24 protein-coding genes are annotated in these 25,546 nt (G+C 50.8%); 8 read left to right on the forward strand and 16 right to left on the reverse strand.

All coding sequences use genetic code 11. The annotated features are described in order from the left end of the window. Positions 1 to 88: 88 nt before the first annotated feature. The 3 genes from AC6I7T_RS03905 to AC6I7T_RS03915 form a co-directional block, all read right to left on the reverse strand. Positions 89 to 946: an NAD(+)/NADH kinase gene (locus tag AC6I7T_RS03905; RefSeq protein ID WP_497791997.1), complete on the reverse strand. Its 858-nt coding sequence runs from the start codon at positions 944 to 946 to the stop codon at positions 89 to 91. A 15-nt stretch (positions 947 to 961) separates the two neighbouring features. Further along, a complete protein-coding gene (locus AC6I7T_RS03910; RefSeq protein ID WP_497791998.1) occupies positions 962 to 1,759 on the reverse strand; it encodes a TlyA family RNA methyltransferase in 798 nt (265 codons plus the stop codon). A gap of 105 nt (positions 1,760 to 1,864) precedes the next feature. Continuing rightward, positions 1,865 to 3,289, reverse strand: coding sequence for a YncE family protein (locus tag AC6I7T_RS03915; RefSeq protein WP_497791999.1), 1,425 nt, complete (start codon positions 3,287 to 3,289; stop codon positions 1,865 to 1,867). 105 nt (positions 3,290 to 3,394) lie between these two features. Between AC6I7T_RS03915 and AC6I7T_RS03920 the strand changes: the two genes are divergently transcribed. Continuing rightward, positions 3,395 to 4,222 carry a DUF92 domain-containing protein gene (locus AC6I7T_RS03920; RefSeq protein WP_497792000.1) on the forward strand — a complete coding sequence of 276 codons (828 nt, stop codon included), beginning with the start codon at positions 3,395 to 3,397 and terminating at the stop codon, positions 4,220 to 4,222. Here AC6I7T_RS03920 and AC6I7T_RS03925 read toward each other — a convergent pair. Both AC6I7T_RS03925 and AC6I7T_RS03930 read right to left on the reverse strand, forming a co-directional pair. Beyond that, on the reverse strand, positions 4,219 to 4,791 hold the full coding sequence (locus AC6I7T_RS03925; protein WP_497792001.1) for a YdcF family protein: 573 nt from the start codon (positions 4,789 to 4,791) through the stop codon (positions 4,219 to 4,221). The genes AC6I7T_RS03920 and AC6I7T_RS03925 overlap by 4 nt on opposite strands. Before the next feature lie 56 nt (positions 4,792 to 4,847). Continuing rightward, on the reverse strand, positions 4,848 to 5,495 hold the full coding sequence (locus tag AC6I7T_RS03930; RefSeq protein WP_497792002.1) for an L-threonylcarbamoyladenylate synthase: 648 nt from the start codon (positions 5,493 to 5,495) through the stop codon (positions 4,848 to 4,850). A 113-nt stretch (positions 5,496 to 5,608) separates the two neighbouring features. On the opposite strand from AC6I7T_RS03930, the gene AC6I7T_RS03935 reads away from it, so the two are divergent. Continuing rightward, complete coding sequence (locus AC6I7T_RS03935; RefSeq protein WP_497792003.1) at positions 5,609 to 6,445, forward strand: TrmH family RNA methyltransferase; 837 nt, start codon at positions 5,609 to 5,611, stop codon at positions 6,443 to 6,445. Further along, positions 6,438 to 7,742 carry a replication-associated recombination protein A gene (locus AC6I7T_RS03940; protein ID WP_497792004.1) on the forward strand — a complete coding sequence of 435 codons (1,305 nt, stop codon included), beginning with the start codon at positions 6,438 to 6,440 and terminating at the stop codon, positions 7,740 to 7,742. The genes AC6I7T_RS03935 and AC6I7T_RS03940 overlap by 8 nt, the downstream gene beginning before the upstream one ends. Before the next feature lie 33 nt (positions 7,743 to 7,775). Here the strand turns inward: AC6I7T_RS03940 and AC6I7T_RS03945 are convergent, their stop codons facing one another. Continuing rightward, on the reverse strand, positions 7,776 to 8,849 hold the full coding sequence (locus tag AC6I7T_RS03945) for a LacI family DNA-binding transcriptional regulator (RefSeq protein ID WP_497792005.1): 1,074 nt from the start codon (positions 8,847 to 8,849) through the stop codon (positions 7,776 to 7,778). A gap of 282 nt (positions 8,850 to 9,131) precedes the next feature. After that, positions 9,132 to 9,887, reverse strand: a complete 756-nt coding sequence (locus tag AC6I7T_RS03950) for a hypothetical protein (protein ID WP_497792006.1) — start codon at positions 9,885 to 9,887, stop codon at positions 9,132 to 9,134. A gap of 138 nt (positions 9,888 to 10,025) precedes the next feature. Here AC6I7T_RS03950 and AC6I7T_RS03955 point away from each other — a divergent pair, with 138 nt between their 5' ends. The 3 genes from AC6I7T_RS03955 to AC6I7T_RS03965 all read left to right on the forward strand — a co-directional run bounded on the left by AC6I7T_RS03955 (position 10,026) and on the right by AC6I7T_RS03965 (position 12,273). After that, complete coding sequence (locus AC6I7T_RS03955; protein WP_497792007.1) at positions 10,026 to 10,997, forward strand: hypothetical protein; 972 nt, start codon at positions 10,026 to 10,028, stop codon at positions 10,995 to 10,997. A 167-nt stretch (positions 10,998 to 11,164) separates the two neighbouring features. After that, positions 11,165 to 11,815 (forward strand): nitroreductase family protein, encoded by a 651-nt coding sequence (locus AC6I7T_RS03960; protein ID WP_497792008.1) that lies wholly within the window; start codon positions 11,165 to 11,167, stop codon positions 11,813 to 11,815. A gap of 8 nt (positions 11,816 to 11,823) precedes the next feature. Next, positions 11,824 to 12,273, forward strand: a complete 450-nt coding sequence (locus AC6I7T_RS03965; protein ID WP_497792009.1) for an NUDIX hydrolase — start codon at positions 11,824 to 11,826, stop codon at positions 12,271 to 12,273. Positions 12,274 to 12,399: 126 nt separating this feature from the next. On the opposite strand, the gene AC6I7T_RS03970 is transcribed toward AC6I7T_RS03965, so the two are convergent. The 6 genes from AC6I7T_RS03970 to purB all read right to left on the reverse strand — a co-directional run bounded on the left by AC6I7T_RS03970 (position 12,400) and on the right by purB (position 19,981). After that, positions 12,400 to 14,214 carry an OmpA family protein gene (locus tag AC6I7T_RS03970; RefSeq protein WP_497792010.1) on the reverse strand — a complete coding sequence of 605 codons (1,815 nt, stop codon included), beginning with the start codon at positions 14,212 to 14,214 and terminating at the stop codon, positions 12,400 to 12,402. A 616-nt stretch (positions 14,215 to 14,830) separates the two neighbouring features. Continuing rightward, positions 14,831 to 16,441: a GH35 family beta-galactosidase gene (locus AC6I7T_RS03975; protein ID WP_497792011.1), complete on the reverse strand. Its 1,611-nt coding sequence runs from the start codon at positions 16,439 to 16,441 to the stop codon at positions 14,831 to 14,833. Positions 16,442 to 16,916: 475 nt separating this feature from the next. Beyond that, entirely contained in the window at positions 16,917 to 17,255 is a 339-nt protein-coding gene (locus AC6I7T_RS03980) for a hypothetical protein (RefSeq protein ID WP_497792012.1), read from the reverse strand. Positions 17,256 to 17,268: 13 nt separating this feature from the next. Continuing rightward, a complete protein-coding gene (locus tag AC6I7T_RS03985) occupies positions 17,269 to 17,841 on the reverse strand; it encodes an RNA polymerase sigma factor (protein WP_497792013.1) in 573 nt (190 codons plus the stop codon). Positions 17,842 to 18,063: 222 nt separating this feature from the next. After that, positions 18,064 to 18,684 (reverse strand): UbiX family flavin prenyltransferase, encoded by a 621-nt coding sequence (locus AC6I7T_RS03990; RefSeq protein WP_497792014.1) that lies wholly within the window; start codon positions 18,682 to 18,684, stop codon positions 18,064 to 18,066. 1 nt (position 18,685) lies between these two features. Further along, positions 18,686 to 19,981, reverse strand: coding sequence for an adenylosuccinate lyase (purB, locus tag AC6I7T_RS03995; protein ID WP_497792015.1), 1,296 nt, complete (start codon positions 19,979 to 19,981; stop codon positions 18,686 to 18,688). A 104-nt stretch (positions 19,982 to 20,085) separates the two neighbouring features. On the opposite strand from purB, the gene AC6I7T_RS04000 reads away from it, so the two are divergent. Then, positions 20,086 to 20,361 (forward strand): putative signal transducing protein, encoded by a 276-nt coding sequence (locus AC6I7T_RS04000; protein WP_497792016.1) that lies wholly within the window; start codon positions 20,086 to 20,088, stop codon positions 20,359 to 20,361. A gap of 11 nt (positions 20,362 to 20,372) precedes the next feature. On the opposite strand, the gene AC6I7T_RS04005 is transcribed toward AC6I7T_RS04000, so the two are convergent. Beyond that, complete coding sequence (locus tag AC6I7T_RS04005) at positions 20,373 to 20,705, reverse strand: glutaredoxin family protein (RefSeq protein ID WP_497792017.1); 333 nt, start codon at positions 20,703 to 20,705, stop codon at positions 20,373 to 20,375. 240 nt (positions 20,706 to 20,945) lie between these two features. Between AC6I7T_RS04005 and AC6I7T_RS04010 the strand changes: the two genes are divergently transcribed. Beyond that, positions 20,946 to 21,713, forward strand: a complete 768-nt coding sequence (locus AC6I7T_RS04010) for a copper homeostasis protein CutC (protein WP_497792018.1) — start codon at positions 20,946 to 20,948, stop codon at positions 21,711 to 21,713. Positions 21,714 to 22,430: 717 nt separating this feature from the next. Here AC6I7T_RS04010 and AC6I7T_RS04015 read toward each other — a convergent pair. After that, the gene (locus AC6I7T_RS04015; RefSeq protein WP_497792019.1) at positions 22,431 to 23,657 is read right to left on the reverse strand and encodes a hypothetical protein; all 1,227 of its coding nucleotides are present in this window, start codon (positions 23,655 to 23,657) and stop codon (positions 22,431 to 22,433) included. A 257-nt stretch (positions 23,658 to 23,914) separates the two neighbouring features. Further along, positions 23,915 to 25,093: an NHL repeat-containing protein gene (locus tag AC6I7T_RS04020; RefSeq protein ID WP_497792020.1), complete on the reverse strand. Its 1,179-nt coding sequence runs from the start codon at positions 25,091 to 25,093 to the stop codon at positions 23,915 to 23,917. Positions 25,094 to 25,546 lie beyond the last annotated feature (453 nt).

The following is a 25,546-nucleotide window of genomic DNA, read 5'->3' on the forward strand; positions in this document are numbered from 1 at the left end:
TGATGCTATAGAGTGCTCTTTTCAGTTCTATTAAAGCGGCTTTCCCCAACGGAAAAGCCGCTTTAATATCTCTCAGTCCAGAATTTCTTTAGCGCTCTCCCCACTTCAATTTCGAGCGCAGGACATCGAAAAATCCAGTTGTGCCTAAACGAAGTAGCTTGACGGAATACTGCGATCTGCAGCAGTGGAGCTCATCTCCAAGCTGGAGCTGAATGACTTCTTGTCCATCCACCGTCAGAAAGGTCTGATCGGGAACGCCCTCAATATTGACGGAAAGCTTGGCATCCCCGCGAATCACCAGTGGCCTGATGGTCAAAAGATGGGGACAAATCGGAGTCACGACCAAAGCATCGCTATCCGGCACCAGAACGGGGCCATTGGCTGAAAGATTATAGCCAGTTGAGCCCGTCGGCGTTGAAACAATCACTCCGTCTGCTCGACAGCGGGCGGCAACCTCATCGAACAGCTTAATCGTAAACTCACCCATGCGGGCGATTGCGCCCTTAGCCACCACGACATCGTTTAGCGCCTCATATGAGGAGTGGAGCTTGCCGTTTCTCCAGAGATCGGCATGGAGCATCGATCTCGCATCTACAGTACAGCAACTGCTACACCAGCCTTCCAAGGTGGAATAGAGCTCCGATAGTCGCACTTCCGTCAGGAAGCCGAGAGACCCGAGATTCACGCTCAAGATGGGAAGATCATACTTCGCAAAGATTCGCGATACGGCCAGGAGCGTTCCGTCGCCACCCAGCACAATTACCAACTCCGGCTTTGTTGCGGGCATTTCATGCCGTGCCATAACTGGAGCCAGTTGTGTATAGTTGCCGCTGACAGGATCCAGAATGGGGTCAAATCCATGAGCCCTCATCCACAAGATCAGTTCAGGCAAGAGAGTTTTAAGCTCCTCTTTTTGCGGCTTTGAGATAATGGCAACCTGTCGCATTCCCTTCAAGTGTACCTAACGATCCTTTCTCTGGCAGTCCATTGCATCCACCGGATTCACTTCCCCCGCAGAGAAAGATGCGTGCAAAAGGAACTCCTTGTTCCCTTCTGTACCGGTAATCGGAGAATCAATGACCTCTAGTGTTTCTGCATGAAGCGAAGCTAAACAATCGCGGACGCGGTTAATCGCAAACTGATGTGCGGAAGCATCGCGGACAATGCCTCCCTTTCCGACCCTTTCCCGGCCCACTTCAAATTGCGGCTTCACAAGAACCACAGCCTCTTTAAGTCCTGGAGCTGCAGCAAGAACCGCGGGCAGAATCAAAGTTGCTGAGATGAAAGACACATCCATCGCCAGGAAGCTTAGATTCGTGGACAACGATACAGGCTCAAGCAAGCGAGCATTTGTTCGTTCCATCAGGCTAACGCGTGCATCGTTCCGTAAAGATGCAGCAATTTGCCCATATCCGGTGTCAATCGCAAGCACATGAGAAGCTCCGTGCTGCAACATGCAATCGGTAAATCCCCCCGTGGAGGCACCTACATCCAGACAATCACGCCCGTGAAGATCGATTGCCCAGTGCTTGAGAGCCCCTTCCAACTTGAGACCTCCACGACTGACATATTTGGGATCTTCTCCAAGAACGCGAATCTTGACATCTGCCGAAACAGGAGTCCCAGGTTTATCGACCTTCTGCTCGTTAACAAGGATACGTCCGGCCAAGATCATTGCTTGAGCACGTTCGCGCGTAGCAGCAATTCCCTGCTCAACCAGCAATTTATCCAGACGCGTCTTCGCTTCACGCCCAGCCATGTACTCCCTCATTTCGTAATTTCTTCTTCGATGAACAGTCTCGCGTACCAAAGTAAAACGGCCTGGCGATCTTTCTCCAGGCCGTTCTCAGAAGTTCCTCTCGGCTTATGGCTGGCCCCAGCCAGGAAGCCTGCTGGTAATAATCGGATTGCTGACCGAAGAACTGGTCTTGGTCATGCGTACGTCAACACCATACCCCGGCATTAGAATCGAAGTGGTCACAATGTCCTGATCCGTACGAATGATGCTGCAGTACTTGCTGTCAGGAGAACTGACGTAAACCTTTCCGAAGAGAGAATCTTGCGCCGAAACAACAGTGCGTGGAGAACCATAGACGGTAAGGACCTTGGTCACAGAGAACGTAGTCAAATTCACGACAGAGACCGTACCTCTGACATTTCCATCAGTTCCCTTCACTCCGCTCCCCTGATTTGCTACATACAAACGACTTCCATCAGCCAAAACAGTTAGAGAAGAAGGTTTGTTAAGAGAAGTATCGGTAATGTGAGCCACGACTGTTCCGAAATCCGAAGCGTCGTTGCCATAGACATCCAAACCGACCTTGACCACGCTAATCGAATTGTCGCCATAATTTGCCGTGACCAGGTAGTTGGTATTCGGAATAAACTCCGCATAAACCGGACCGGCCGTGGCACCAAGGCTGATCGTCGGATGAGCACTATCCGCAGTATTTTTCTGGCTATCGATGACTGAAATGCTTCCGCTACCACGGTTCAGAATGAATGTGCGTTTTCCGTCGGAAGACATCAATCCGTAGACAGGACAGTTCCCAACCTGAATGGGATTGCCAATAATGGCGTTTGTATTTGAGGTATCGATTGCGGTAACGGCTCCCAAAGGAGTGCTACCCGAGGGATTATTGCAGTCGGTCGAGCTAGCAGTATTTTGGCTGATGGCGTAGATACGCTGAACGTTCGTCGCACCGACCAAATTAACCAAACCAGTTCCCGGAATCGAAATTGTCTGTTGAACAGCCGGAGGCGTTCCCGGCATCACATTGATAGTGTTTGTACCATTGTCGATCAGATAAAAGGTGCTTGCATTGTACGACAGGTAGTTCCCCACATTTGTGGTAGTGGAGGTGCTCAAAGTGCTGAGCTGAACATCTTTTGTCTCCAACTTGTCGTTGGGAGCGAAAGAAGAAAGCGTCTTGTCAGCGTTCAGAACGTGGCCGTAAGTCGAGCTTCCATCCATCGCAAAAGCAACCGGGTTCGGACCCAGCACAGCCTGATCGATAATCGTGTCGCCAGCATAATTGAGTAACGTAACCTCTCCGGCATTCGTAGAGGTAACAGAAGAAGGACAGGCCGTGGCACTAGACGAATTCAACACAAGGCTTGCACTTGTACATGGAGCTGTAACGACAACAGCATACGAGGTAATTTGAGCAGAAGGTCCGTTGTTGTTAATAGGTGTAACCACGGTCCGATATTGACTGCCGCAACCTGCCACCAGACTCAGCATCAGCAGCGACCCGGCTGCCATCCACGGGCGCTTGGGCCCCGCCATACTCAGCACTCTTTGATACCTCATTCAGTAAGAAATCCTGATAGAACAAGATTGTAAATCACTCAAGCATCATGTGCTTGCACAGGGATCAGACATTCCAAATTCATGAAACGTAATCAGCCATCTTCCCTTTGGCAGTCTCGCACAATTCTGCTGCTTGTAGCCCCAGCGGTGATATTACAGGTACTTCAATCGATACACTCCAATGGCAAGCCACACCTCCATGCCCTGGGAATCAGCAGCTTTTTCGCCCTGACGGTAGGAATCCTGCATGCTGCAACCCCCCTGGCATCACTTTTGGGCGGGTTGCTCACTGCCAGCCTGATCTATTCCACAGAAACTGCTCCCTTCCATCTACTTTCCTCCGCCCTGGTCCCGCTATTTACGCTTTTCCTCCTCACTTTCGCGGCTACACGCTTTGGGAAAAGGAAAAAAGAACGCCTTTCTCTCTCAGAAGCGGAAAAAGGTCGCAATGCCGGCCAGGTTGCAGCAAATCTTGGGATGGCTGCCCTTGCCGTACTCCCCTTTTGGGGAACGGAGGCTTCCCTGGGGGTAGTTGCCATGCTCGGAGCCTTTGTCGAATCAACCGCAGATACTCTGTCTTCCGAGATGGGCCAGGTAATTGGGGGCACACCACGGCTGATCACCAGCCTCAAAAGAGTCCCAGCCGGTACCGATGGAGCAATCAGCTTTGCAGGAACCTTTGCTGGAATGGCGGGAGGAACAATTGTTGCCTTGGCAGGAGCCGCAGCACTCCATCTTGCAATCAGGTCCATGCTCGCTGCTTTTGCCGGTGGCGTCTTTGGACTCTTTGTCGATAGCTTGCTGGGAGCCACACTTGAGCCGAAGAAATGGCTAAACAACGATGCGGTAAATTTTCTATCCACCGTAGCGGCCGCCGGTGCCGCTGTGGCAGTGAAAGTGTGGCTCTAGTAGAGGTGGAGCCTCCAGGCGGTATAGGTCAGTATCTCGTGGAGGTATCGCTGAAATTCGCGATAGCCGCCCAGTGTCCCCACCTGTTGTCGGGGAGAACCGTATACATCCAGCCCTTCCGCAGCACAGATCTCATGAATGCGGAAAAGATGAGTACCGTCGCTGACGATCACAATGCGATGTAATTGATTCGCACGAGCAATCTTGGCCAAACGTTGCGCGGATTCTTCCGTGTTGTTGCTTTGGGTCTCCGCAATGATATCGCTTTCCGGAACCCCATGAGCTTGCAAATAATCGTGGCCTACCCCACCTTCGCTATGAGCCTCATCCCCTTGCCCGCCCAAAGTAATGACTAAAGGAGCCAACCCTCGGCGGTAAAGATCCAGTCCATGATCGAGGCGGGCACGAAGTACCGGCGAGGGCCTTCCGTCGTACTCCGCTGCGCCAAAAATCGCGATGGCATCGGCGGTCTGCGCCTGGTCCCATTGCGAATAGCGCCGAATCTGCCCATAGAGCCAAATACACCACACCGCAGAAACCAGAATCAGCAGCAAGACCAAGTAGGACAACAACTTCCTACGCCAAGACCCGAATCGTACTGGCTGCATATTGGAAGCAGGAACAATCATCTACCTTGTATTGCCAAAACAATCTCGTGAGTGGAGACAGCTCCCTCGCGAAGAATGTTCCACCCATTTCCTCCCATCGACAGATCAACAATAGTCGTCGGCATGCTACGTCCTGTTGGACCGCCGTCGACGATCAAAGGTATCCGCTCACCGATCTGGTCACGAACACCCGCCGCGTGCGTACATTCGGGAGCACCTTGCAGATTTGCCGCCGTTGCCGTAATCGGGAGCCCTAAAGCCTGAACGACGGCCCGCGGAATCGCCGCATCGGGGACACGAATGGCGACATTGCCTGTATTGGCCGTACTACGCAGAGGCAACCGTGTTCCAGCCCGCACGATCATGGTGAGTGGTCCCGGCCAAAAACGCTCAGCCAAACGGTCGAATACCGAGTCGATATCCCGAGCAAGCTCGTAGGCCTGTTCCACCGACGATAGCAGCAACGAAAGCGGTTTGTGCTTCAGACGGGACTTGATCTGATAGATCTGCTCGACTGCGGCCAGATTTACCGGATCGACAGACAATCCGTAAAAAGTATCGGTTGGCATCCCGACAACCTTGCCAGATCTCAGGCAAGAGGCGATGTAGGCCACCCGCTCCGGTTGTGGTTCATCAGGATGAACACGCAGAATTTCCGCGGACAAATGTTGACTCCCATTGGAGCAAAATTTTGGTGCCTTCTCAGCGACAACGCACCCACCACCCGGTGCATTACAAAACCTTCAGCCCTGTTCTCCGGAGTATAAAATCACTCTGAATGCAGAAGGACACATTACGCGCACCCATCCGCATTGTACAAAGTCGGCAGAACAGTCGGATAAAGGAGTTGCGCACCGCTTTACATCATAATGGCAAGACAGGTGACGGACGGATCGCAATCGAAGGATTTCATCTTTTGGATGAAGCCATACGAAGCAAACTGGCTATCACCACCGTTTTCTTTGCCGAGGAGCAAGAGCTTCTCCTGAAATCTCAGTCTCTGCCGACCGACACGGAACTGTTGGCTGTACCGCCCGCTCTGCTGCGCTCGGTTCTGGCTACAGAAACGCCCCAACCAGTAGCAGCAATGGTAGAGGCCCCGCGCTTTCGCTGGGAAGACCTCCTAAAACCAAACGCTTTGATTGTAGTCGCCGCCGGACTTCAGGACCCAGGAAATCTGGGCACAGTGATTCGATCAGCTGAAGCCTTTGGGGCAACCGGCATGATCACCTTGCCCGGGACCGTAAATCAATGGAATCCCAAAGCCTTACGCGCCTCTTCCGGCAGTGCCTTCCGGTTGCCGATCCTGGCAGCCTCCGAAAACGAGGCCATTACTCGTCTTCAAAGTGCAGGCATTCGCCTCGTCGCCACCACTGTCGAAGGAGGAAATAACCTGGAAAAGTATGACTGGTCGCAACCCACGGCTCTCCTCCTCGGTAATGAAGGAGGAGGACTCACCCCCAGCCAGGTTGCTGCAGCCGATCTGCAGATGACCATTCCCTGTCCTGGCCCGGTCGAATCCTTGAACGCAGCGGTTGCGGCGAGCATTCTTCTCTACGTCGCCTCGAGCTCCCGAATGACGGGGAGAACCGCGGGAGGCAAGAACCATGTCTGATCTCTTTCGCGTAGATCCGGCCCCACCTCTCGCCGAAGCACTCAGGCCCTCCAAGCTGGATGAGGTCATCGGTCAAAGCCATCTTCTCGGCCCGGGAAAACCTCTCCGGCTCGCCTTTGAATCAGGTAAACCCCACTCGATGATTCTGTGGGGACCTCCGGGAGTAGGTAAAACAACTCTGGCACGTCTGGCAGCCAATGCCTTCGATTACGAATTTGTAGCTCTTTCTGCCGTCTTCTCCGGAGTCAAGGACATCCGAGCCGCGGTAGAACAGGCTGAGCAGTACCTTTCGCAAGGGCGTCACACGATCCTGTTCGTTGACGAAATTCATCGCTTCAATAAATCCCAGCAGGATGCGCTACTTCCCTACGCCGAATCTGGACTGGTCACATTTATTGGAGCCACGACGGAAAACCCCTCTTTCGAGGTCAACTCGGCGCTGTTGTCACGAGCACAAGTCTACGTTCTAAAAGCCCTGAACGATGACGAACTGCGAGAGTTGTTCTCCCGAGCAAAAGAACGCATTCTGCCGGACTTGACCTTCGACGAAATCGCGGTCAACACCTTGATTGGCTACTCCGACGGTGATGCACGGCGCCTTCTCAATCTGTTAGAGCAGACGAATACAGCTGCAAAGGCCTCCAAGACCTCTCATATTGACTCTGCCTTTGTCGAGAATGCTCTGACACTGAACTCCCGGCGTTTCGACAAGGGCGGAGACAACTTCTACGATCAGATTTCGGCATTGCACAAGTCCGTTCGAGGCTCAAATCCCGATGCGGCCCTCTACTGGCTATGCCGTATGCTTGATGGCGGAGCCGATCCAAAGTACCTGGCCCGCAGAATCATTCGAATGGCATGGGAAGACATTGGATTGGCTGATCCCAGGGCCATACAAATTGTCAACGATGCTGCGGAAACCTATGAGCGGCTGGGAACACCGGAAGGGGAGCTGGCGTTAGCTGAAGCAGTAATTTATCTGTCCGTAGCGGCAAAAAGCAACGCTGCCTACATGGCATTCAATCAAGCCATGGCTTTTGTAAAGCAGGATAAAAGCCGCGAAGTTCCCATTCATCTTCGCAACGCACCAACCAGGCTGATGAAAACCCTCGGCTATGGTCACGAATATCGCTACGCGCATGACGAACCTAATGCATATGCGGCAGGAGAGTCCTACCTTCCGGAGGGAATGAGAGAGCCGGGGTGGTATCGCCCTGTTCCTAGAGGGATGGAAATCAAGATTGCCGAAAAGCTCGCAGAACTGCGCGAACTGGATCGCAAGGCAGGCAAGAAATAGCTCTCTCCAGCGAGAGAGCTATTTCGAATTTACCTATTTGCGGCGAACCGGAGGTTTCGATGGAGGAGGTGTGGTTGTCGATTCACGAATGATCAATTCAGGAATCACCGATATCTCGGTAGGGTAGTCACCCTGGCTCTTTCCCGCACGAATCCGCTCCAGGAGGATACGAGCAGCTGTTGCCCCCATATTCCGTAAGGGCTGGCGAATCGTTGTCAAACTGGGATTGTGGTAGGCCGCACCCTGGATATCGTCGAAGCCCACTACAGAAACATCTTCCGGAACGCGAATGCCCCGATCTCTGAAAGCTCGAATAGCTCCGATCGCGGCAATATCGTTATAGCAAACCAGAGCCGTAAATTTGCGATTCTTGGAGATCAGCTCCTGAACTACCGGGTAACCAAGCTCAGGAGAAGAGATATTCAGCTCCAGTTGAATAGTCAACTCCGGATGAACTTCCAACTTCAGCTCTCGAGCAACCGACATTAGGCAATTCCAGCGATCACTGGAGTCGGAACTGTGCCCCTGTCCTCGCATGAAAGCGATTTTGCGATGGCCCAGTTGATAGAGATGGCGCAAAGAGAGTTCAGCTGCGCGGCGATGATCGAGCAAGACATTCGTTACACCACGAATCTTGCGATGCCCTGCTACAGCCACAACTGGTAACGGAAGCTCCTGCTGAAATACTGTGTCGATGGCAATAAAGCCTTCAACAGAACGATCCATCAGCATGCGAGGATACTCCTCGATCAGGTCAGCCTTACGCCTATGACTGGCTGTCAAATAGAAATACCCTTCTTCGATCAGGACCTCTTCGACTCCGTTTAGAATCAGGACCGAGTAACCGTCGCTAAGTTCGGGGACCAGAACGCCAACGGAGAAAGTCTGTCGCTTTCGCAGGGACCGGGCATAGAAACTCGGCCGATAATCGAACTTTTTGGCGGCAGCAAGGACTCGATCACGGGTCTCCTGCGGAATGGAACGAACACCTGGAGCATTATTCAAAACCAGTGAGATTGTCGCCGGAGAGAGGTTCAAATACTCGCCCAGCGTCTTCAGGCTCACAATCGATTTTGGCTGAGGAAGCTCCTCCTTTTTTCTAGTCATAGGCTTATTTTTTTGCTCGTCCTCGCAAGATCTGGAATACACCTCTGCAAATACCAATGGTACAGAACCCTCCCAAGAGGAAGGTCTTCATTACACCAGCTGGCACCAATATGGGTAACCAGTCACTCTACACGAAATCGGCGGTGACGTCCTCACATATTGACCTGTAGACAAAGCGGATGGGGCTACAAATGCGAGCAAGCAGAGCTATGCTTCCTCGCATTTCTAATTAGACAGGACTATCAAAAGCATTACGAGCCCCCGGATGTGGCCCAGCAAGACCTACTGAGGCTGCTCGGGAGGCTGTTGCTGCGGGTTCTGGTTATTCTGATCCCTCATACGGCGAAGCTCTTCCAGGAGCTGTTGTGGCGTCTTTACGCCGGCAGGAGCTTGTTGTTCTCCGGGCTGTTGCTGTGGTGCCGCATCTGGGGGTTGCTGCTGCGCAGAATCGTCCTCCGGCTCCGCTGTCTCTTCCTCCTCTGCGGGCTTCCTGACTTGAGAGGGAGCAGAAGCAGACATGCCAGCAGCTCCATTACGCAGGGTAAGAACCAATTGACGAGGAGCACCCTTTTCCGTATCTCCGACCATGAGGACGTTATATCCGGTCCCTTCCAGAAGCTGACCGAGAACATCCTTAGGTACTCCGGGACCGTAGGTCCCGAAAATCCGTTCGTCCCGGCCGAACCCTTCCAGCTTCATGCCGGTGGTATTCGAAATATCCTTGAGGATCTGAGAAAGATTGGAGTTCTCCGCCTGAACAGAAAGACCTTGGGGACTCCAGTGAACCTGAGCACGTCGAGGGGGCTGCTGCAACATAGATACAGGCGGCTCTGGAACCGGTACTGGAACTGGTGCAGGGGTGGCCACAGGAGGGGGAGCCAGGGGCATGGAAACCGGCTTTTTGCCTGGCGAGCGTTTTTTGAGCACAGAAGCCTGTGTGGCAAATGCCAGCGGGGAAAAAGCAACAGATGTACACGCAAAAGCACCTAGCGTTAACGCCGTCGCCAAAGCAATTTTGGAAGAATCCACACCACGCATCAAAAGAGATAGCCTCCTGCGGCACAAGCTTCAAGCCGCTTTTCCGGGCCTATGTACTAGACTATCAGTGGCTCGCAGGCGCTCGCATTTTCTTTGCTTGCCCCAGTGAAGTCCAGAAGAGGAACGATACTGGTTTTGATGATCGGACGCGATACCGTACTCGCCCTTTTATTCGCCCTCTCTACAGGGTTGGCCCAGGCAAGCTCCTGTACGCCACAGTCACAACTGTCTGCTGCTGACCATGCCACCCTGAGCCAGACGGCAAATAGGTTTGCAAGCCTTGTACAACAAAATAATGTTGTACAGCTGAAGGCCGACACAATCTCCGCCGTGCAAACCCAGTTCGATGGCATTGCCACTGGAATTGAGGCTACATCCCCACAAATTCAAGGATCTACGCTGTCGGTTGTAAACCTCTATTTGTTGGATGCAACAGACCTTACGGCACCATCAGACGCACAGTTCTTCTGTGGCATCGCGGGAACTCCTCAAACCGTTGTCTTTGACTTTCAAGGACTTCCTCCCGGGCGTTATGCAGTCGCCATTGTCGAAGCGCAGGGAGGAAAATCCCCTCAACGGCTGACTCTTGTTCTCGGGTGGGACGGACAATGGAAATTAGCGGGCTTCTACCCCCGTCCAATGACCGCTGACGGACATGATGGCGTGTGGTATTGGACCAAGGCTCGCGATTTTGGCAAAAAGCAGCAGAGCTGGAACGCCTATCTCTATTACGAAACAGCACGGTGGTTACTGGTTCCAGTAGATTTTCTCTCGAGTCCGAATCTAGACAAACTCGATAAGGAATTGGAGAAGACCAGGCCCAACAACCTGCCGGGGACACAGCCGATGACTCTGGCCGAAGGGGGACACTCTTGGCAGATCACCAAAATACAGACTGACAGTACTCTTGGAGGGCTGGATCTCTCCATCACCTATGCCGCTACGGGTGCAAACGACCCGGTAGCAGCCAGAGCCGATTGCATTGCCTTGATGAAGGCAATGCTGACGCAACACCCGGAGCTCCGCGAAGCATTTCGAGGACTTTGGGTTCATGCACTGAGGCCCAATCAGGCAGAATTTGCTGTTGAGCTTCCGATGGCACAGATATAAAGCATTTTAGATTTTGGGGTAGACCGGAATCTTGGTGTTGTAATCATTTCCTGGAAGGACGGTAACGCTTCCCGGCCGGTTGATGATGCTAAGAACTAAAATGCCCTAAAGGTTTAAAGATCCAACAGCAGACTATATTGACAGGATCAGTGAGGAAGAATCTCGGGATGGCTAATGCAATGGAAAAGTTGCTTTCGCAAACGATCGCAGAGCGTCGTGCAACACAAAGTTTTGATGACTCTCCCATACCCGAGGCAGATTTAAAGAAAATACTGGAAGCTGGACTCAACGCTCCCAGCAGCTACAATATGCAACCCTGGCGCTTCGTTGTGGTGCGCTCCCCCGAGCAGAGAAAACGTCTTCGTTCAGCAAGCTATAACCAAGGCAAGGTCGAAGAAGCTTCTGCAGTCATAGTGGCATGTGGCGATGCCGACGGTTTCCGCAATGGGGACCTGGATGAAATGCTCCGACTGGGTCGTCAAGGCGGTATGCCCGAGAATTATGCCGAACAGGCAAAGTCTGTAATTCCCCACTATCTTTCCACTCATCCGAATCTGCCGATGTGGCTCAACCGCCAGGTCATGCTCGCTTTTACGCACATGCTGTTGATGGCGGAGGCCCTGGGCTACGACACTGCTCCGATGGAAGGCTTTGAAGAACAGAAGGTGCGAGAAGTCCTGCGCTTGCCTCTGAGCTACCACGTAGTTGCCTTATTGGCCATTGGACGCAGCAAAGGCGTAGATAAATTCAACGGTGGACGTTTCTCTATGGGCCGTACTGTCTTTGCCGAAGAATACGGCAAACCCATCAAATTTTAGGAACGAAGATGCGCAGAGAGTATCCGGAAGCCCCGATCGTAGGGGTAGGAGCGGTTATTGTCGACGGAGAGAAGGTATTACTGATACGTCGAGGGAATCCCCCTCTAAAAGGAGCATGGTCTTTACCCGGCGGAGCTGTAGAACTGGGTGAGACACTCGAAGCCGGAATTATTCGCGAAGTCAAAGAAGAAACAGGTCTGGCGGTAAAGCCTCTGGCCGTTGTCGAAGTCTTTGACAAAATCTATCGCGAAGCTGAACGTGTTCGCTACCATTACGTGTTAGTCGACTTCCTTTGTCATGTTGAAGGTGGAGCACTATGCTGCGCTACCGATGCCGATGATGCGCGTTGGGTCCACAGACAGGAATTGAGCAGTCACAGCATTTGGAAGCTCGAACCTTTTACTGTAATGGTTATCGAAAAAGCCTTTCGCATGGATGAGGAATCTCAGTCACGATAGGCGTGGAGACTCATCTATTCACCAATAATCCCGGCCTGAGTTCGAGATTATCTCTCGTATAAAAGTCAACGGCGATTGCATCGAGGATGCAATCGCCGTTTTGCTTAACTACGTTGATGATGTTTTCTAGCGATGTTTCTTGGCCGCAGATTTATGTGTTTGCGCCTTTTTCACAGCACCTTTCTTTCCTTGTGCTGTACCTTTCTCACTCAGCAGTGTCAGAGAATCTGAAACGCTGAACGGATAGAGCTTCACAGACTGCTGACCAGTGTTGCTCAAGGTGATATCGACGCGACGGTTCTGAGCCAAAACGATGGTCTTCAATTGGCCAAGAACCTTTTTCCGTTCCTGATCACTCAGATCCGGATTCTTCTGTACCAGAGACTTCACCTCTGCCGGGGTGAGTTCTGCCTCTGAACCAACTGCGCGTACATCGATCTTGGATTCCGGAACACCATTTTGCACAAGGAACTGCTTTGCGCGATTAACACGGCGTTCGGAAAGCGCCTGATTGTATGCAGCCGATCCACGCTCATCCGTGTGTCCGATCAGGGTCAGATGACCATTCGGCTTGATCTCAATATATCTCTTGAAATCTGTTGCCAGAGTCTTCAACGTAGCCTGCTGACTGACGACCAAACCTCTCTCAGGAGCTTTTTTCGTCGGTTGTGCAGTCGGGAAGAAGATACTGTGCAATGCCAAGCGGGCTTCAAGGCGAACCTGTTCCTCGCTAGGTGCTGGCGGAAGTGGCTGTTCAATTGTCACTCTGGTGCCAGCAGTTGAGGAGTGTCCCTTGTCATCTGCGACATTACAAGTAATCTCAACCGGGCCGGCAGGTGCCCCGGTCGATGCATACGTCGCAGTTGTGCCACTCCCAGAGATCGAACCACTCGTAGCACTGTAGCTATAAGTCAATGGCCGATTCTGAGGGCTAATGCCACTCGCTGTTACCGTAGCCGAATCACCCGGTTTAAGGGTTGTCGGATTCGCGGAGCAGCTTACTGTGGGCGGTTCATATTCCTTTACGGTGAACGTCGTCGAGTTGCTTGCGGTCTGCCACGGCTTTAGTCCTTCTTTGCCCGGCTTCCCTTCTTTTACTCCGCAATTCACGGTATACGTACCGGGAGTGAGATCGGCAGTTTCAGCTTTGGCTGTCGAGTCGGTTCCCGATACACCTTTGCCCGACCAGGTATAAACTACGTGGCCTTTCGGATCCAGAGAACCAGCCGTTGCGGTTAAGGTTACTGGATCTCCAGGGAAAACGGTGGCCGGATTGGCCGAACAAGCTATCGACACAGGAACAGGAGGTGCAAGCGTTCCAACCTTGAAGACTAAACCGGTGCTTAAGCGGGCCATGTTAAAGTTACCGCGTCCCACAGGGAAAAAGTCTTCGTGAGTATATTGATAATCGGCTTGGAATAGCCGGATACCAAGACGGTGATCAAAGAACGGTGTAGGGTAATCGATACCGCCACCAACAGTCAGAACAGGTCCCCAACGGTTGGGAGCGTAGTAGCTGCCGGCATTTTCACCGCCAGCAAGTGCATGAGCAAAGACGGTCATATCCTGCGTGGGATACCGGAAGATGAGTCCCAGGGACCCGCCGGAGAAATCGTCGTTTACCACATTCTCGTTGTTGGCGTTGTGGAAGTCTCCTTCAATCTGCACGCCAACGTAGTTGTTGAAATAACGAGAGACACTTCCGATAACGCCGTAATCGATTGCTTTCGCATTATCGGTTATTGTCGTTGTATTGATAAGTTTGCCTTTGGGTGCAAGGTAGCTGTAACCCGCAAAGATATCCCACTTGGAAGGAGAATCAGCGACAGATGCCTTTGTGGCAGTCTTAGTCGGATTCTGGGCTGTCAGTGAAAGATTTACGGCAGCGACACAGGCCAAAGCCAAGATCCGACGTAAGGATCTCGAACTTCTTGAGTACATTTGTTTCTTCCCTCAAAATACAAATCGTGTTGAAGGTCGTCGTGTAAGCCACAACATCTCCAACACTGGTTATGTCATCACCTAATGGCGACGAATCGAAAGTGTTAAACACAGTCTCTTAAATCAGGACAGACAGGATGAAAAATAAGAGTGAAATCGCCTGAATAAACAAGCACTCACCACAATCATTCCAGTCCGTCGATCTAATCGAGACCTGTTGTAATTGTAACTCGACCTTCCACATAAATCCCACATTCTAAAAGTATCCCTCGCCATGTGTAACCAACCATATAACGGTACAAGGGCTCACAATTACCACAACTTTCATGATCAAGTCGGGTTGAGCTCTTTATTAGAACGTTTTTACTTTTCAAGATTTAGGATTACAGAACTATTGAAGCTCTTCCGTTCAGCATCAAGCTGTCCATGCTTTCTATTCGCGTAGAGGAATAAGAAACTCTTCTCCTCAATATCGAAACCATGATGAATGAGGAAGGCAAATTGTAGGTGGGAATACTTATCGAATATGCAGGATGATAGCTATATATTAGCATCATCCTGCACATTCAGCCAGGACGCTCGATAAATATCAAGCAATCTGAACAATTTCTAAATTCTAGAGCGGCCCAAGAGTAATACGCACCACTTCACCAATGTGCTTGAAATTCAGACCGCGATCTGTCTGGTCTCCGTTCCATAAGCGACGCATCTTCCAAGTACTGTTCTCATACTTCCCTTCTTCAGCAGAAATAATCTGCATCTGCTGCCCGGCCAGTTTTCCTGGCAGATGGAAAGAAACACTAGTATCAATTCCGGTTACGAGAAACTCATTAGGTCCGAGTTGCGCAACCAATGCTCTCCCCTGAAAGTCCTCAGTACCCGGAGGACGACGGCCATCGTGTTGAGGGAACCCAAACGATACAGTAGCCTGCCATCCACCAAAATCCAATTCTTGTTGAGCAGCGCCCTTCTCTTCGACAGCAGTCTTCAGCTTGCCTTCAAAGTTCAACTGCGCGATTTCTCTCGCCATTGAAGAGAAAAGAGCATAGTTCTCGGCGTGACCTTGCGGATAAGAGTCTTTCGAATACGTCCACCCTGTACCATCCACCCCGAAAGGAGAAAAGCCAATCGCTCCTTGACCTAGAGCGGAAAAGAAGAACTTAGGAAAGCTGTTTCCACTACCAGTCTCAGGAATCCAAACCGGATTATCGGGACGATGATAGACATCCAAGACATGATGGTAGAGTTGAGAATCGTCGGTATAGATATCCGGACCGATCATATCTACCGCAGGTGCCATCGCCTTCCATAGATTAATCATCTTCTCAATTGGTCCACCACTGGGAAATTGAATGCCAGGGATAGGAATACGACGCTCAGGCAACTCCGCAGGAGGATAGCTTAACCAGACATTGGCATACATCGGCAAGGGATATTCTGCTTTTCCTTCCTCGGTCACCGCATTCACATAACGGGCTTGAGAATAGGCCTGAAAAGTTTCATCTGCATCCGCACCAAAAACCTCTTCCCATGTTCCCGATTTTTTATTTAGCGCCTTCAAAAGATCTCGTGGAACTTGACCTCGAAACTCTTTCTCCGTTTGAGGAGAAAAATCTCGCACCGTTCCAATTGCTCCAGACTCATTCTCGACCTGCACCAATACCACGGTGTGCTGTGTTCCATCGATTTCCTTTATATGTCGCATCAATGCAGCAAAAGCCTTTTTGTCGGCATCGAGATTAGCTGTTGAATTCGCCGACAATACATCGATAGCTTCCCCGCGTTGATTCATCATGCGCGGATAATGTGAAGCATCTCGTTTGACCCACCCAGGCACATAGTGCATCTGCCCGTTCTTCCAGGTACCAAACCAGAGCAACACCAAACGAAGCGAATGCTCCCGAGCTCCATGAATCAGTGCATCGACACAGGTGTAGTCAAACTGACCGGGTTTTGGCTCGAACTGCTCCCAGTAGACAGGAGCTTCGACGGTGTTGACATGCGTCGCCTCCAATGTTGGCCAAACCTGAGGCAATACGTCAGGCCACGCACTGGAGTTGTTTATTTGAGCACCGAGAATTAGAAACGGTTGGCCATCGACCATCAAAGCATAGCGGCCATCTTGCTTCTTTAGCGACGGCATCTGCTGGGCACCACTTTTTAGAGACAGAAGAGAACTGCAGAAAACGATTACGACAACAAGACACAATGTGGCCCTGATCTTCATAATTGCCCATCTCCTGCGGACTACAGCGTTGTACCTCTCCAGAGGCATTTCGAGCAAGTAAAAGGTAAATGAAGATCGAGAAATTATTCTATTTTCCGATAGGAGCTCGGAAACGGCGTCTAGCAGTAAAACGCGACTGTCTTCGAGTTACTTAAGCTGGGCCAGGCAAGTATCACCGAGGCAGCAGTGAAATGCGTTTTTGAGTGTGGGCCAAATCCTGAAATAGCGTTGCTGATCACGCCATGAATTTCAGGAACAACTATTCCGAATCAAGAACCTCTAAGGGAGACCTATCCTTCTCAGCGGAGTAAAGTCTTTCGCGAAGCACTTGATTTTTCAGCAAGAGCTCAGCTACAAGAAATTGCAATCGCGTATTCTCGGTCTCCAACGCAAGCAGACGGTTCAGTTCCTGTTCATTGCCATAGCAGTTCGGATCGATCATGGGGAGGATCTTCCTATTGCGCTTTTGCATATATTAAAGGTTTGCTTGAGTTGCTGCTTCATGCCTAGAAGGTCTGCAACTCCTAAGACCTTCACGGAATTTCATGCGCTCTTCCGGAGTCATATGTTCCCAGCGTTCTCTCATACGTTCACGCCAATGACTGCGGTGCCACGAATGACGATGGAAACCACCTAACAAAATCTTGCTGAGGAGAAGCAGCCCGAGAGCCTGCCAGAAGGTAATCCCGTGTAAGCCGAAGAGAAGCGGCATCAACCAATTCCATAGCCCCTTAACGACAAATCCCAATACTGTCCCCGCAACAACTACGAACAGTACAATTTTCAGCCCTTTCCACATCCAACTGCCTCTCATTTTCGTCCTCCTTTTATTTCACAAAATCTTCGTAAACCGTCTTTAAACGCTGGCGAAGTTGTAGCACAGCATACCGTTTGCGAGAGAGTAAAGTATTAACTCCCACACCCGTCTTCGCAGAAATATCCTTGAAACTCATTTCCATCAATTCATGTGCAATAAATACTTCTCGTTGTTCGGGAGGTAGCTCGTCCAAGGCCTCCTCCAACGCCTCCATCAGCACATTTCTTGCAAAGACTGCATCAGGTCCAGCCTCTGGAGAAGGCAGCAGGTCCTCGAGAAGTACGGCTTCGGAATTGTCTGTCGTGAGAACGGGCTCACTCAGCGAATTCTGTTTTCTCCTGCGAAAACGGTCTGTAATCCGGTTCCGGGCCACACGAAAGAGCCAGGCACTAACCTGCTCGATGGGCTTCATGAGCCTATATGCTTCGATCAGCTCATAAAAGACCTCTTGGAGAATATCTTCCGTCTCTCCACTATCCAGCACCTGTCTGCGGATGAAATTTCGCAAGCGTGGCTCGTCCCGTTCAATCGCTTCTGCGATGAATTGGTCCTGCTCGGCAATATCCCAATCCGTTGGCGGCACTTCTTTCCTCTACACATCAAGACGGAGAACAGATCGAAATATTTTAAGAGGGATGAAAATTCGTAGTCCAGGCAAGCACAATGAGCCAGGACCTCAAAACGATCAAAAGAAATAACGTATAGGTTATACGTCGGCCTTGAGCATCTGGACTGCTGAATGGATTCAGATTTAGCCACAATTTCCAGAGATAAGAGATAGAGGCAAACGATGGAGAAGATTACGTTACTCTCTATTCTCTCCCTTCCAGACATAGGCTCCCGGTTGCGGCAGTCCGATATGAGCGAGGACTCTTGAAACGAATTGATGAACCATTTCAGCCATACTTAACGGATGATTGTAGAAAGTGGGAATTACAGGAAAGATGACGGCGCCGGCATCTGCGGCTAATTGCATATTACGCAAGTGAATCTTATTGAAGGGTGTCTCCCGCACGCAAAGGATCAGTGGCCGGCGCTCTTTCAAGCAAACATCCGCGGCTCTTTCAATCAAAGTACTGGCCATCCCATTGGCGATTGCCGCCAGGGTTCCCATGCTGCACGGCAACACGATCATGCCATCCGAGGGATAACTGCCACTGGCGATTGTGGCACCGATATCGCCTTGCGCAAGTTGACGCGTCTTTGTAGGCTCGCTGCCGAGAAGCTTTTCCAGCAGCTGATTTCTTCCACTGAGTTGAAGCTCCTCGGCAATAACCCGTAACGAGTTCTCTGAAGGCACAAAGCTCACTTCTGCAACGCGAGCATCGGCCTCCAGAACAGTCAACAACTGCCTGCCAAAGATGGCACCACTGGCACCTGTAATCGAAACAGTCAGGCGCCAGTCGTGCTTGGGTTCAGGGTTCAAACTATTCTCCCAATACGCGGGCGTAGATAGCGTCCACGTTGGCAAGTTGTCTGGTAAGGTCGAAGGTCTTCGCCAGCTTCTCAGGTGTTAAACGAGCCGTGATCTCAGGATCGGCCGCAACCAATTCTTTAAAAACCAGGTCTTCGCTCCAAGCGCGCATAGCATGCTGTTGAACCAAACGGTACGCTTGTTCACGCAGCATTCCTGACTCGGCCAGATCCAGGAGCAATTGCCCGGAAAAGATAAGCCCTCCGGTGCTTTCCAGGTTCTTCAGCATACGTTTTGGGTAGACAAGAAGCCTGTCAACCAAATCGGTAATCTTGGCCAGGAGATAATCGACCAGAATCGTTGAATCCGGGAAAATGACGCGCTCAACCGAGGAGTGCGAGATATCCCGCTCGTGCCACAACGGGATATTCTCGAAGGCAGCTTGGGCATTCCCGCGAATGACGCGAGCCAAACCGCTGATCTGCTCACTGGTAATAGGATTCTTCTTGTGAGGCATAGCCGAGGAGCCCTTCTGCTTCTCTGAGAAGTACTCCTGAGCCTCACGTACTTCCGTTCTCTGCAGATGCCGGATTTCAACCGCGATCTTGTCCATCGTAGAGGCGATGATTGCCAGGGTCGAAATATAGTTGGCATGACGATCACGCTGCAACACCTGTGTCGCAACAGGTGCAGGTTTCAGGCCAAGACGTTCGCAGATGCGTTCCTCGTGCTCCGGCTTCAAATGCCCGAAAGTCCCCACCGCCCCGGAGAGCTTGCCAACCCGCATATCTTCAGCAGCGGCATTGAAGCGCGCCAGATTACGCTGCATCTCTGCGTACCAATTCAAGAGTTTCAACCCAAATGTCGTCGGCTCAGCGTGGATTCCATGGGTACGGCCAATCGTCGGCGTATGTTTAAACTCCAACGCACGCTTCTTGAGTACAGCACAAAAACCTTCGATCCCCTTGCGCAAAAGAGTCGAAGCGGCCTTTACCTGGAGGGCCTGTGCCGTATCCACGATGTCATTCGAAGTCAGCCCATAATGAAGCCAGCGGGATTCAGGTCCAATCTTTTCGGCAACGGCGGTTGTAAAGGCGATAACGTCGTGTTTCACCTCTGCCTCAATCTCACGGATTCGGGCGACATCAAAATCACCCTTGTCCCGGATAGCCTGTGCAGCTTCGTTGGGAACAATACCGGCTTCTGCCAGCGTGAGGCTGGCAGCGGTTTCCACTTCCAACCACATGCGGTACTTGTTCTCTTCAGTCCAAATGCGGCCCATCTCCGGGCGTGTATAACGGTCGATCAAAGACCTCTCCTCCAAAAATTGCGTAGTGAACTATTGATTTTACAGTTTGCGCATCCTATCTTGTTGCGTCAGCTGCTCAGGAAAGGAAAGAGAGGGACATGCACATGCCTAAAGAACCGGATCTCGTAACCATTGCCGATCTCCCCGATCCTTCACAAACCGAATTGGCTAAGAGCCGCCTGGAATCGGCCGGAATCGAATACTTCCTAGTTGGAGAGGAATCCAGTTTCTTATATGGAGGAGCCTTGGGAGGAGTTCAGCTACAGGTCCGCCCCGAGGACGTAGAAGATGCAAAGGCAGCGCTGGACCTCCAGGCAGAGGTTGATGCTGCAGAACAGGCTGAAGCATCCGAGGAGACTTCACACCTGCCAAATAATTGAATCGAAGCTATTTATTCCTGCAAGACGCCCAGGCGCTCGCTCATCTCCTGATAGAGAAAGCCTCGGCCGGGTTGATAAGGCTGTACCCATTCGCCGTCGATTACAAACTGGGGAATAGCTCTTTTGCCCACATGCCGAACAAGGTCGATGGCAGCTTGTGGATCCGACTCAATATCGATATCGGTATAGGGAATATTGTGCTCGTCCAAAAAACGCTTTGCTTCACGGCAGTCGCGACACCACGATGCCGAATAGACAACTAGCTCCATGCCCACATCATAAATGGCCTGCCAAAATCCTGAAAACCCTCCTTGTAGAACGACAATACGTCCACAAACGTGCATATCGCGTCATTTCTAACACCCATTTGATCAATTTGACGCAATTCGATCATTTTCTCTAGCATTGCCGAGAAAAGTTATTTATTCTAAGGACCGTTTGAGTCTCTATCGTTCGGAGACATTTTCCGGTCTTTTTTCCCCGGATGGAAAATGTAGTCGGTTTGAATTTATACGAAGGGAAATGTATCGAAACTGGCTGCAAAGCCTCTTCCCTTTCGCCTTGTATCAATTTTGAGGATGTAGATGAAAGTGCCTTTTCTGGAAGTCTGTGCTGAAACGATTGACGCCGCACAAGCCGCCGAACGTGGTGGAGCAAATCGAATTGAGCTATGCAGCGCATTAAGTGACGGAGGACTGACGCCCAGCGGAGGATCCATCCTGAGGGCATGCCATCTTCTGAGCATCCCGGTCTACCCGATGATCCGCCCTCGCGGAGGCGACTTCTTTTACTCCGAAGAAGAGTTCGAGATCATGAAAGAAGACATCGAACAGGCAAAGTTCATGGGTGCCAAGGGCGTTGTCTTGGGAATATCAAGGCAAGACAGCACAATTGATATTGAACGGACCCGGGCCCTTGTCGAACTCTCCCGTCCGATGAAGGTGACCTTCCATCGTGCCTTTGATCTGACTCCGGATCTCAACCAGGCGTTAGAAGATGTAATCGCCACCGGAGCCGACACGCTTCTGACCTCAGGCGGAGAGACCAAGATAACCTTCGGAATTAAAACCGCTGAAGCCCTCTATCATCAGGCAAAGGGCCGTATTGAAATCATGATCGGAAGCGGAATCAATCCCGGAAATATCCGCAAACTTGCCGAAAACACTGAGATCCGTTGTTTCCACGCTTCCCTTCGCTCACTGAAGGACAGCCCTGTCGCGGTTCCGGAACGTATCGTAGGAATATCCGATGAGCCCGCCAGCGATTTCGTTCGCTCAACCGTGAAGGAAGAAGATGTACGAGAGGTCGTACGTCATCTCAAAGAAACCCAATTGCATTACGCAAAAAACTAACCTGAATTTCGATTTCAACCTATGTTCGTCAAGAAAGGACCCCATCGGAATTGGGGTCCTCTGTAATTAGTGGAAAGTGCTGGCCAGTTCTCTAGGATTCGCTATCCGGCGGTGAAACCTGTGGCAATCGGCTGAAGTGGCAGATCGAAGAGGTTTTTCAGGCGTATGGGTGTCACCGATGGGAGAGTTGTCCGAGGAAGAGATTCCGGCTGCATGTTGGGGTCGTTTTCGGTAGATACGCCGGGCGGACAAATTCACATTCACTGCGACCATGAATCCAGCGCAACACCGAACGCACAACTAGCGTTTTCGCCGAGTTTCTTGCCACCACCAGAGTGTGTACTAGTCATGGGTCAACCAGTGCCTCCTAAGCTACAGCAGCGGCATCGCCTCTCACAAACGGGATGTTCTTGGGACTTGATTCTTGTCTATATTGGCAGGTCACCACCGTTACTGTCATACCACTGCGCTGTGTTATGACAGAGTGAGTCCGCAGATACGGGGTATATGGGTAAGATTGTCAGTGAAGATATGCTGCGTCGAGCGCTAGTGTACATGAACGCGAAACAAAGCCAGAACTGGCTTCGCCCACAGCTTCTCAGCAGCGTGCAGACAGCATTGCACACGCCGTGGATACTGGATATAGCGAATGGGAGCATACGGAAACATTGAAGATTTGACTCTCGTGCCAAAATGAAGTGCAGCTTGCAACCAGGATTAGTAATTCCCCAAAAAACTTACATGGTTACATTGAATCGAAAGTCCATTAAGTAACGTACCGTTCTGAAGGTCAAGGTGGACAGCTTTGTCCTTATACCGTCTCAGGAACGATACGCTGTCATATGGTACGTCCTTGGAGTCAGCCCATCCATAAATGAGATACTCTCCTGGCCCTAGATTCTCTGCTTTGAATGTTCCATGAGGGTCTGGCGCCACCAGTTGACTCGTATGAGTATTGAACGATTCTAATGCAATACGAGCGGCGTTACACCCGTTCCCGTTCATTTCCAGCTCCCCGGAGACGCTTCCCGAGGCACGACGGACAAGCAGCGTGATCGCCGCACTAGACACCCCTTCATCGATAGCAATGGAAGTTCCTCCGATACGTTGCTCTCCAACCAAAACATCCGCAAGATAAAAACCGCTCCCACTTTTAAGAGACAAATAGTACTTACCAGATCTGACACCATTAAATAAAAAAGTTCCGTTGCCTTCGGCGGTAGCAGTGTAACGATGCGAATCATACGTCGCTGTCGATTGAAGTAACACTTCCACAGATCCTCCACTTTCAGCATCGAGATATCGGATGGAACCAGAAAAGTTGATTGGCTTAACTTCAAGCATCGTGGCCTGTCCTGCGGTAAATCGTCCTGAAGAGATGTAGGCCTCTGCTTCATGCGTAATGCCGTTCTCAGACCAAAATTCCGATAATTTATATGCACCGTAGGGAAGACCCTCTATGTCGTAATTGCCACCGTCCGCACTGGGCCTAATACGAACATTAGATGAAAGCGCAAAATCCTCTCCTTGTAAGAACACCTGCAGCGCCTTATCCGAGGTCCCGTTGGCAGCAGATATTACATGAAACAGCGAACCGAAATCTCCGTGCACTTGAATCTCGATCACCTCTGTTTCTTCCGGTTCCAGCTGTAGCAGATTCATATAATCGAGATTGGTGTTCTTTGGATACGTTGCAAATAATGGAATAGCGGCTGCAGTGACGAAACCAAATTGCTTTTGATTTATGAGATCCGCTCGCCGCAAGTTACTTGCAACCACGACGTATGGACCCGCCGGAAGATTTAGGCATTCAAAACTGCCTTTACTATCCGTTTCGATCGAACATTTCGGCGCTGGCATCAAACGACCGTGGCGCGCTTCAATGCGATAAGCCGTGACATGGCCTTGCAGTGCTTTGTCATTATCATCCAACAGTGATCCCATAAGAGTAGAACTAGGTCTCTTACCCTGAGTGAGAACGGGCAGGGAGATGCAGATGAACCATAAGGAAACAACAAGAACTCGTGATACCAACATGAAGAGGACCCCTCCACCTATGCGACTTTAGTAAAAGCACAAACAAACAGCACATAAGTGTCATTATGGACGATTGAAACTATCCGCCGAAGCTCCGAATATAGTCTTGGTAATAGGTCAAAGTGAGTGGTCCGACTCATTTCTGCGTCGGACCACTCGAATTTTCACGGCGTAACAGCTCTGACGCGGTTGTTGTACGTATCTGCGATGTAGATAACACCAGAATTACCAAGTACAACATCCAGAGGATTGCCCAGTTCGGCGTTGGACGGAGAACCACCGTCTCCGCTATACCCATAGGTCCCGGTTCCCGCAAAGGTAGAGATAGTCCCAGTAGAAACAGTCACCTTGCGTATACGATAGTTCGAACTATCTGCAATGTAAATATTTCCAGAGCCATCAACAGTTAGCCCTCTCGGCTGTCGAAGCTGTGCACTGGTTGCCGGTCCACCGTCGCCACTGTATCCTCTACTACCATTGCCAGCAACTGTTGTAATAATACCGGTCGATGCGGTCACCTTGCGTATCACGTTGGCAGCACCCGAATCAGCAATGTAAATATTCCCAACACTATCTAGCCACACACCATAAGGAAGGTCGAATTCGGCATTAATGGCTAGACCTCCATCACCGGAATACCCCATAGTTCCATTACCAGCCACGGTAGAGATGATGCCAGTAGATGCCGCAATCTTGCGAATTCGAGAATGGTTGCCATCTGCAACATAGATATTTCCAGAGCCATCGACAGCAATACCCGCTGGACTCAATTCTGCGTTAGTTGCCAATCCGCCGTCACCGTTGTAGCCGCAGTTACCATTACCTGCGACAGTAGTGATGATACCGGTCGACTGCACGACTTTCCGAACTCGACAATTCCCCGAATCAGAGATATAGATATTGCCGGAACTATCAACGACCATCTTGTATGGATCATACAATGACGCATTGACCGCCGCTCCGCCATCACCACTGTAGTCAAATGATCCATTGCCAGCGACTAGAGAAATTGCTCCAGTGCTCAGTGTTACCTTCCGGATGCGACTATTACCGGCATCAGCAATATACAGATTGCCCAAGCTATCTGTTGCAACCCCTTGAGGTGTACTGAGTTGCGCATTACTTGCGAGGCCCCCGTCGCCGCTGTAACCTCCAGTTCCAGTCCCCGCATAAGTTGAGATGATCTGCGCAGGAGCATCTACAACTCCGGCTACTAAACATGAAAGCAAGCTAATCAGAACCACGCGCCTTGATAGCCAGCGCCGTAAGCCCACGTCATATTGTTTTTCTACTTGTATTACAGAACTTCCAACTTCTAGCTCCAATTCGATCCGTGACTTCATCTCGAATATCTCCTACATACTCTGTACCAGAAACTTTGACCAGTCTCCGGCAGTTCAGTTGTTACGAATCCACGAGTGGAAACCCGATGTTTCCATATTGAGACCGCCTTTCGAATTGCGCTTAATGATGCAGTTCTTTACGCCCCCACATCAGGGAGCTTTAAAACAGGCACAAACCTCGTACCTGATCCATATAGCAATGTGAGCACATCAATATGCACTCGCACGACTACCTTAGTAACTGAGGGAAATAACGAGAGTGGGAAATAGAAAGATCCAATTAAAGATCTGCGCGATCATAAAACATTCGGTACGCGAAATCTCGAACGAGCCCTCCGAAAGGGCTAATCTCAAACAGGTCTAATATATCACTAGATATGGATGGCGCTCATTAATAATAAGAAAATGTTGAAAATGCCTGAATGACAGATATTTGAACAGCTCTGAAGTTTG

The organism is Humiphilus diazotrophicus, assembly GCF_059726315.1.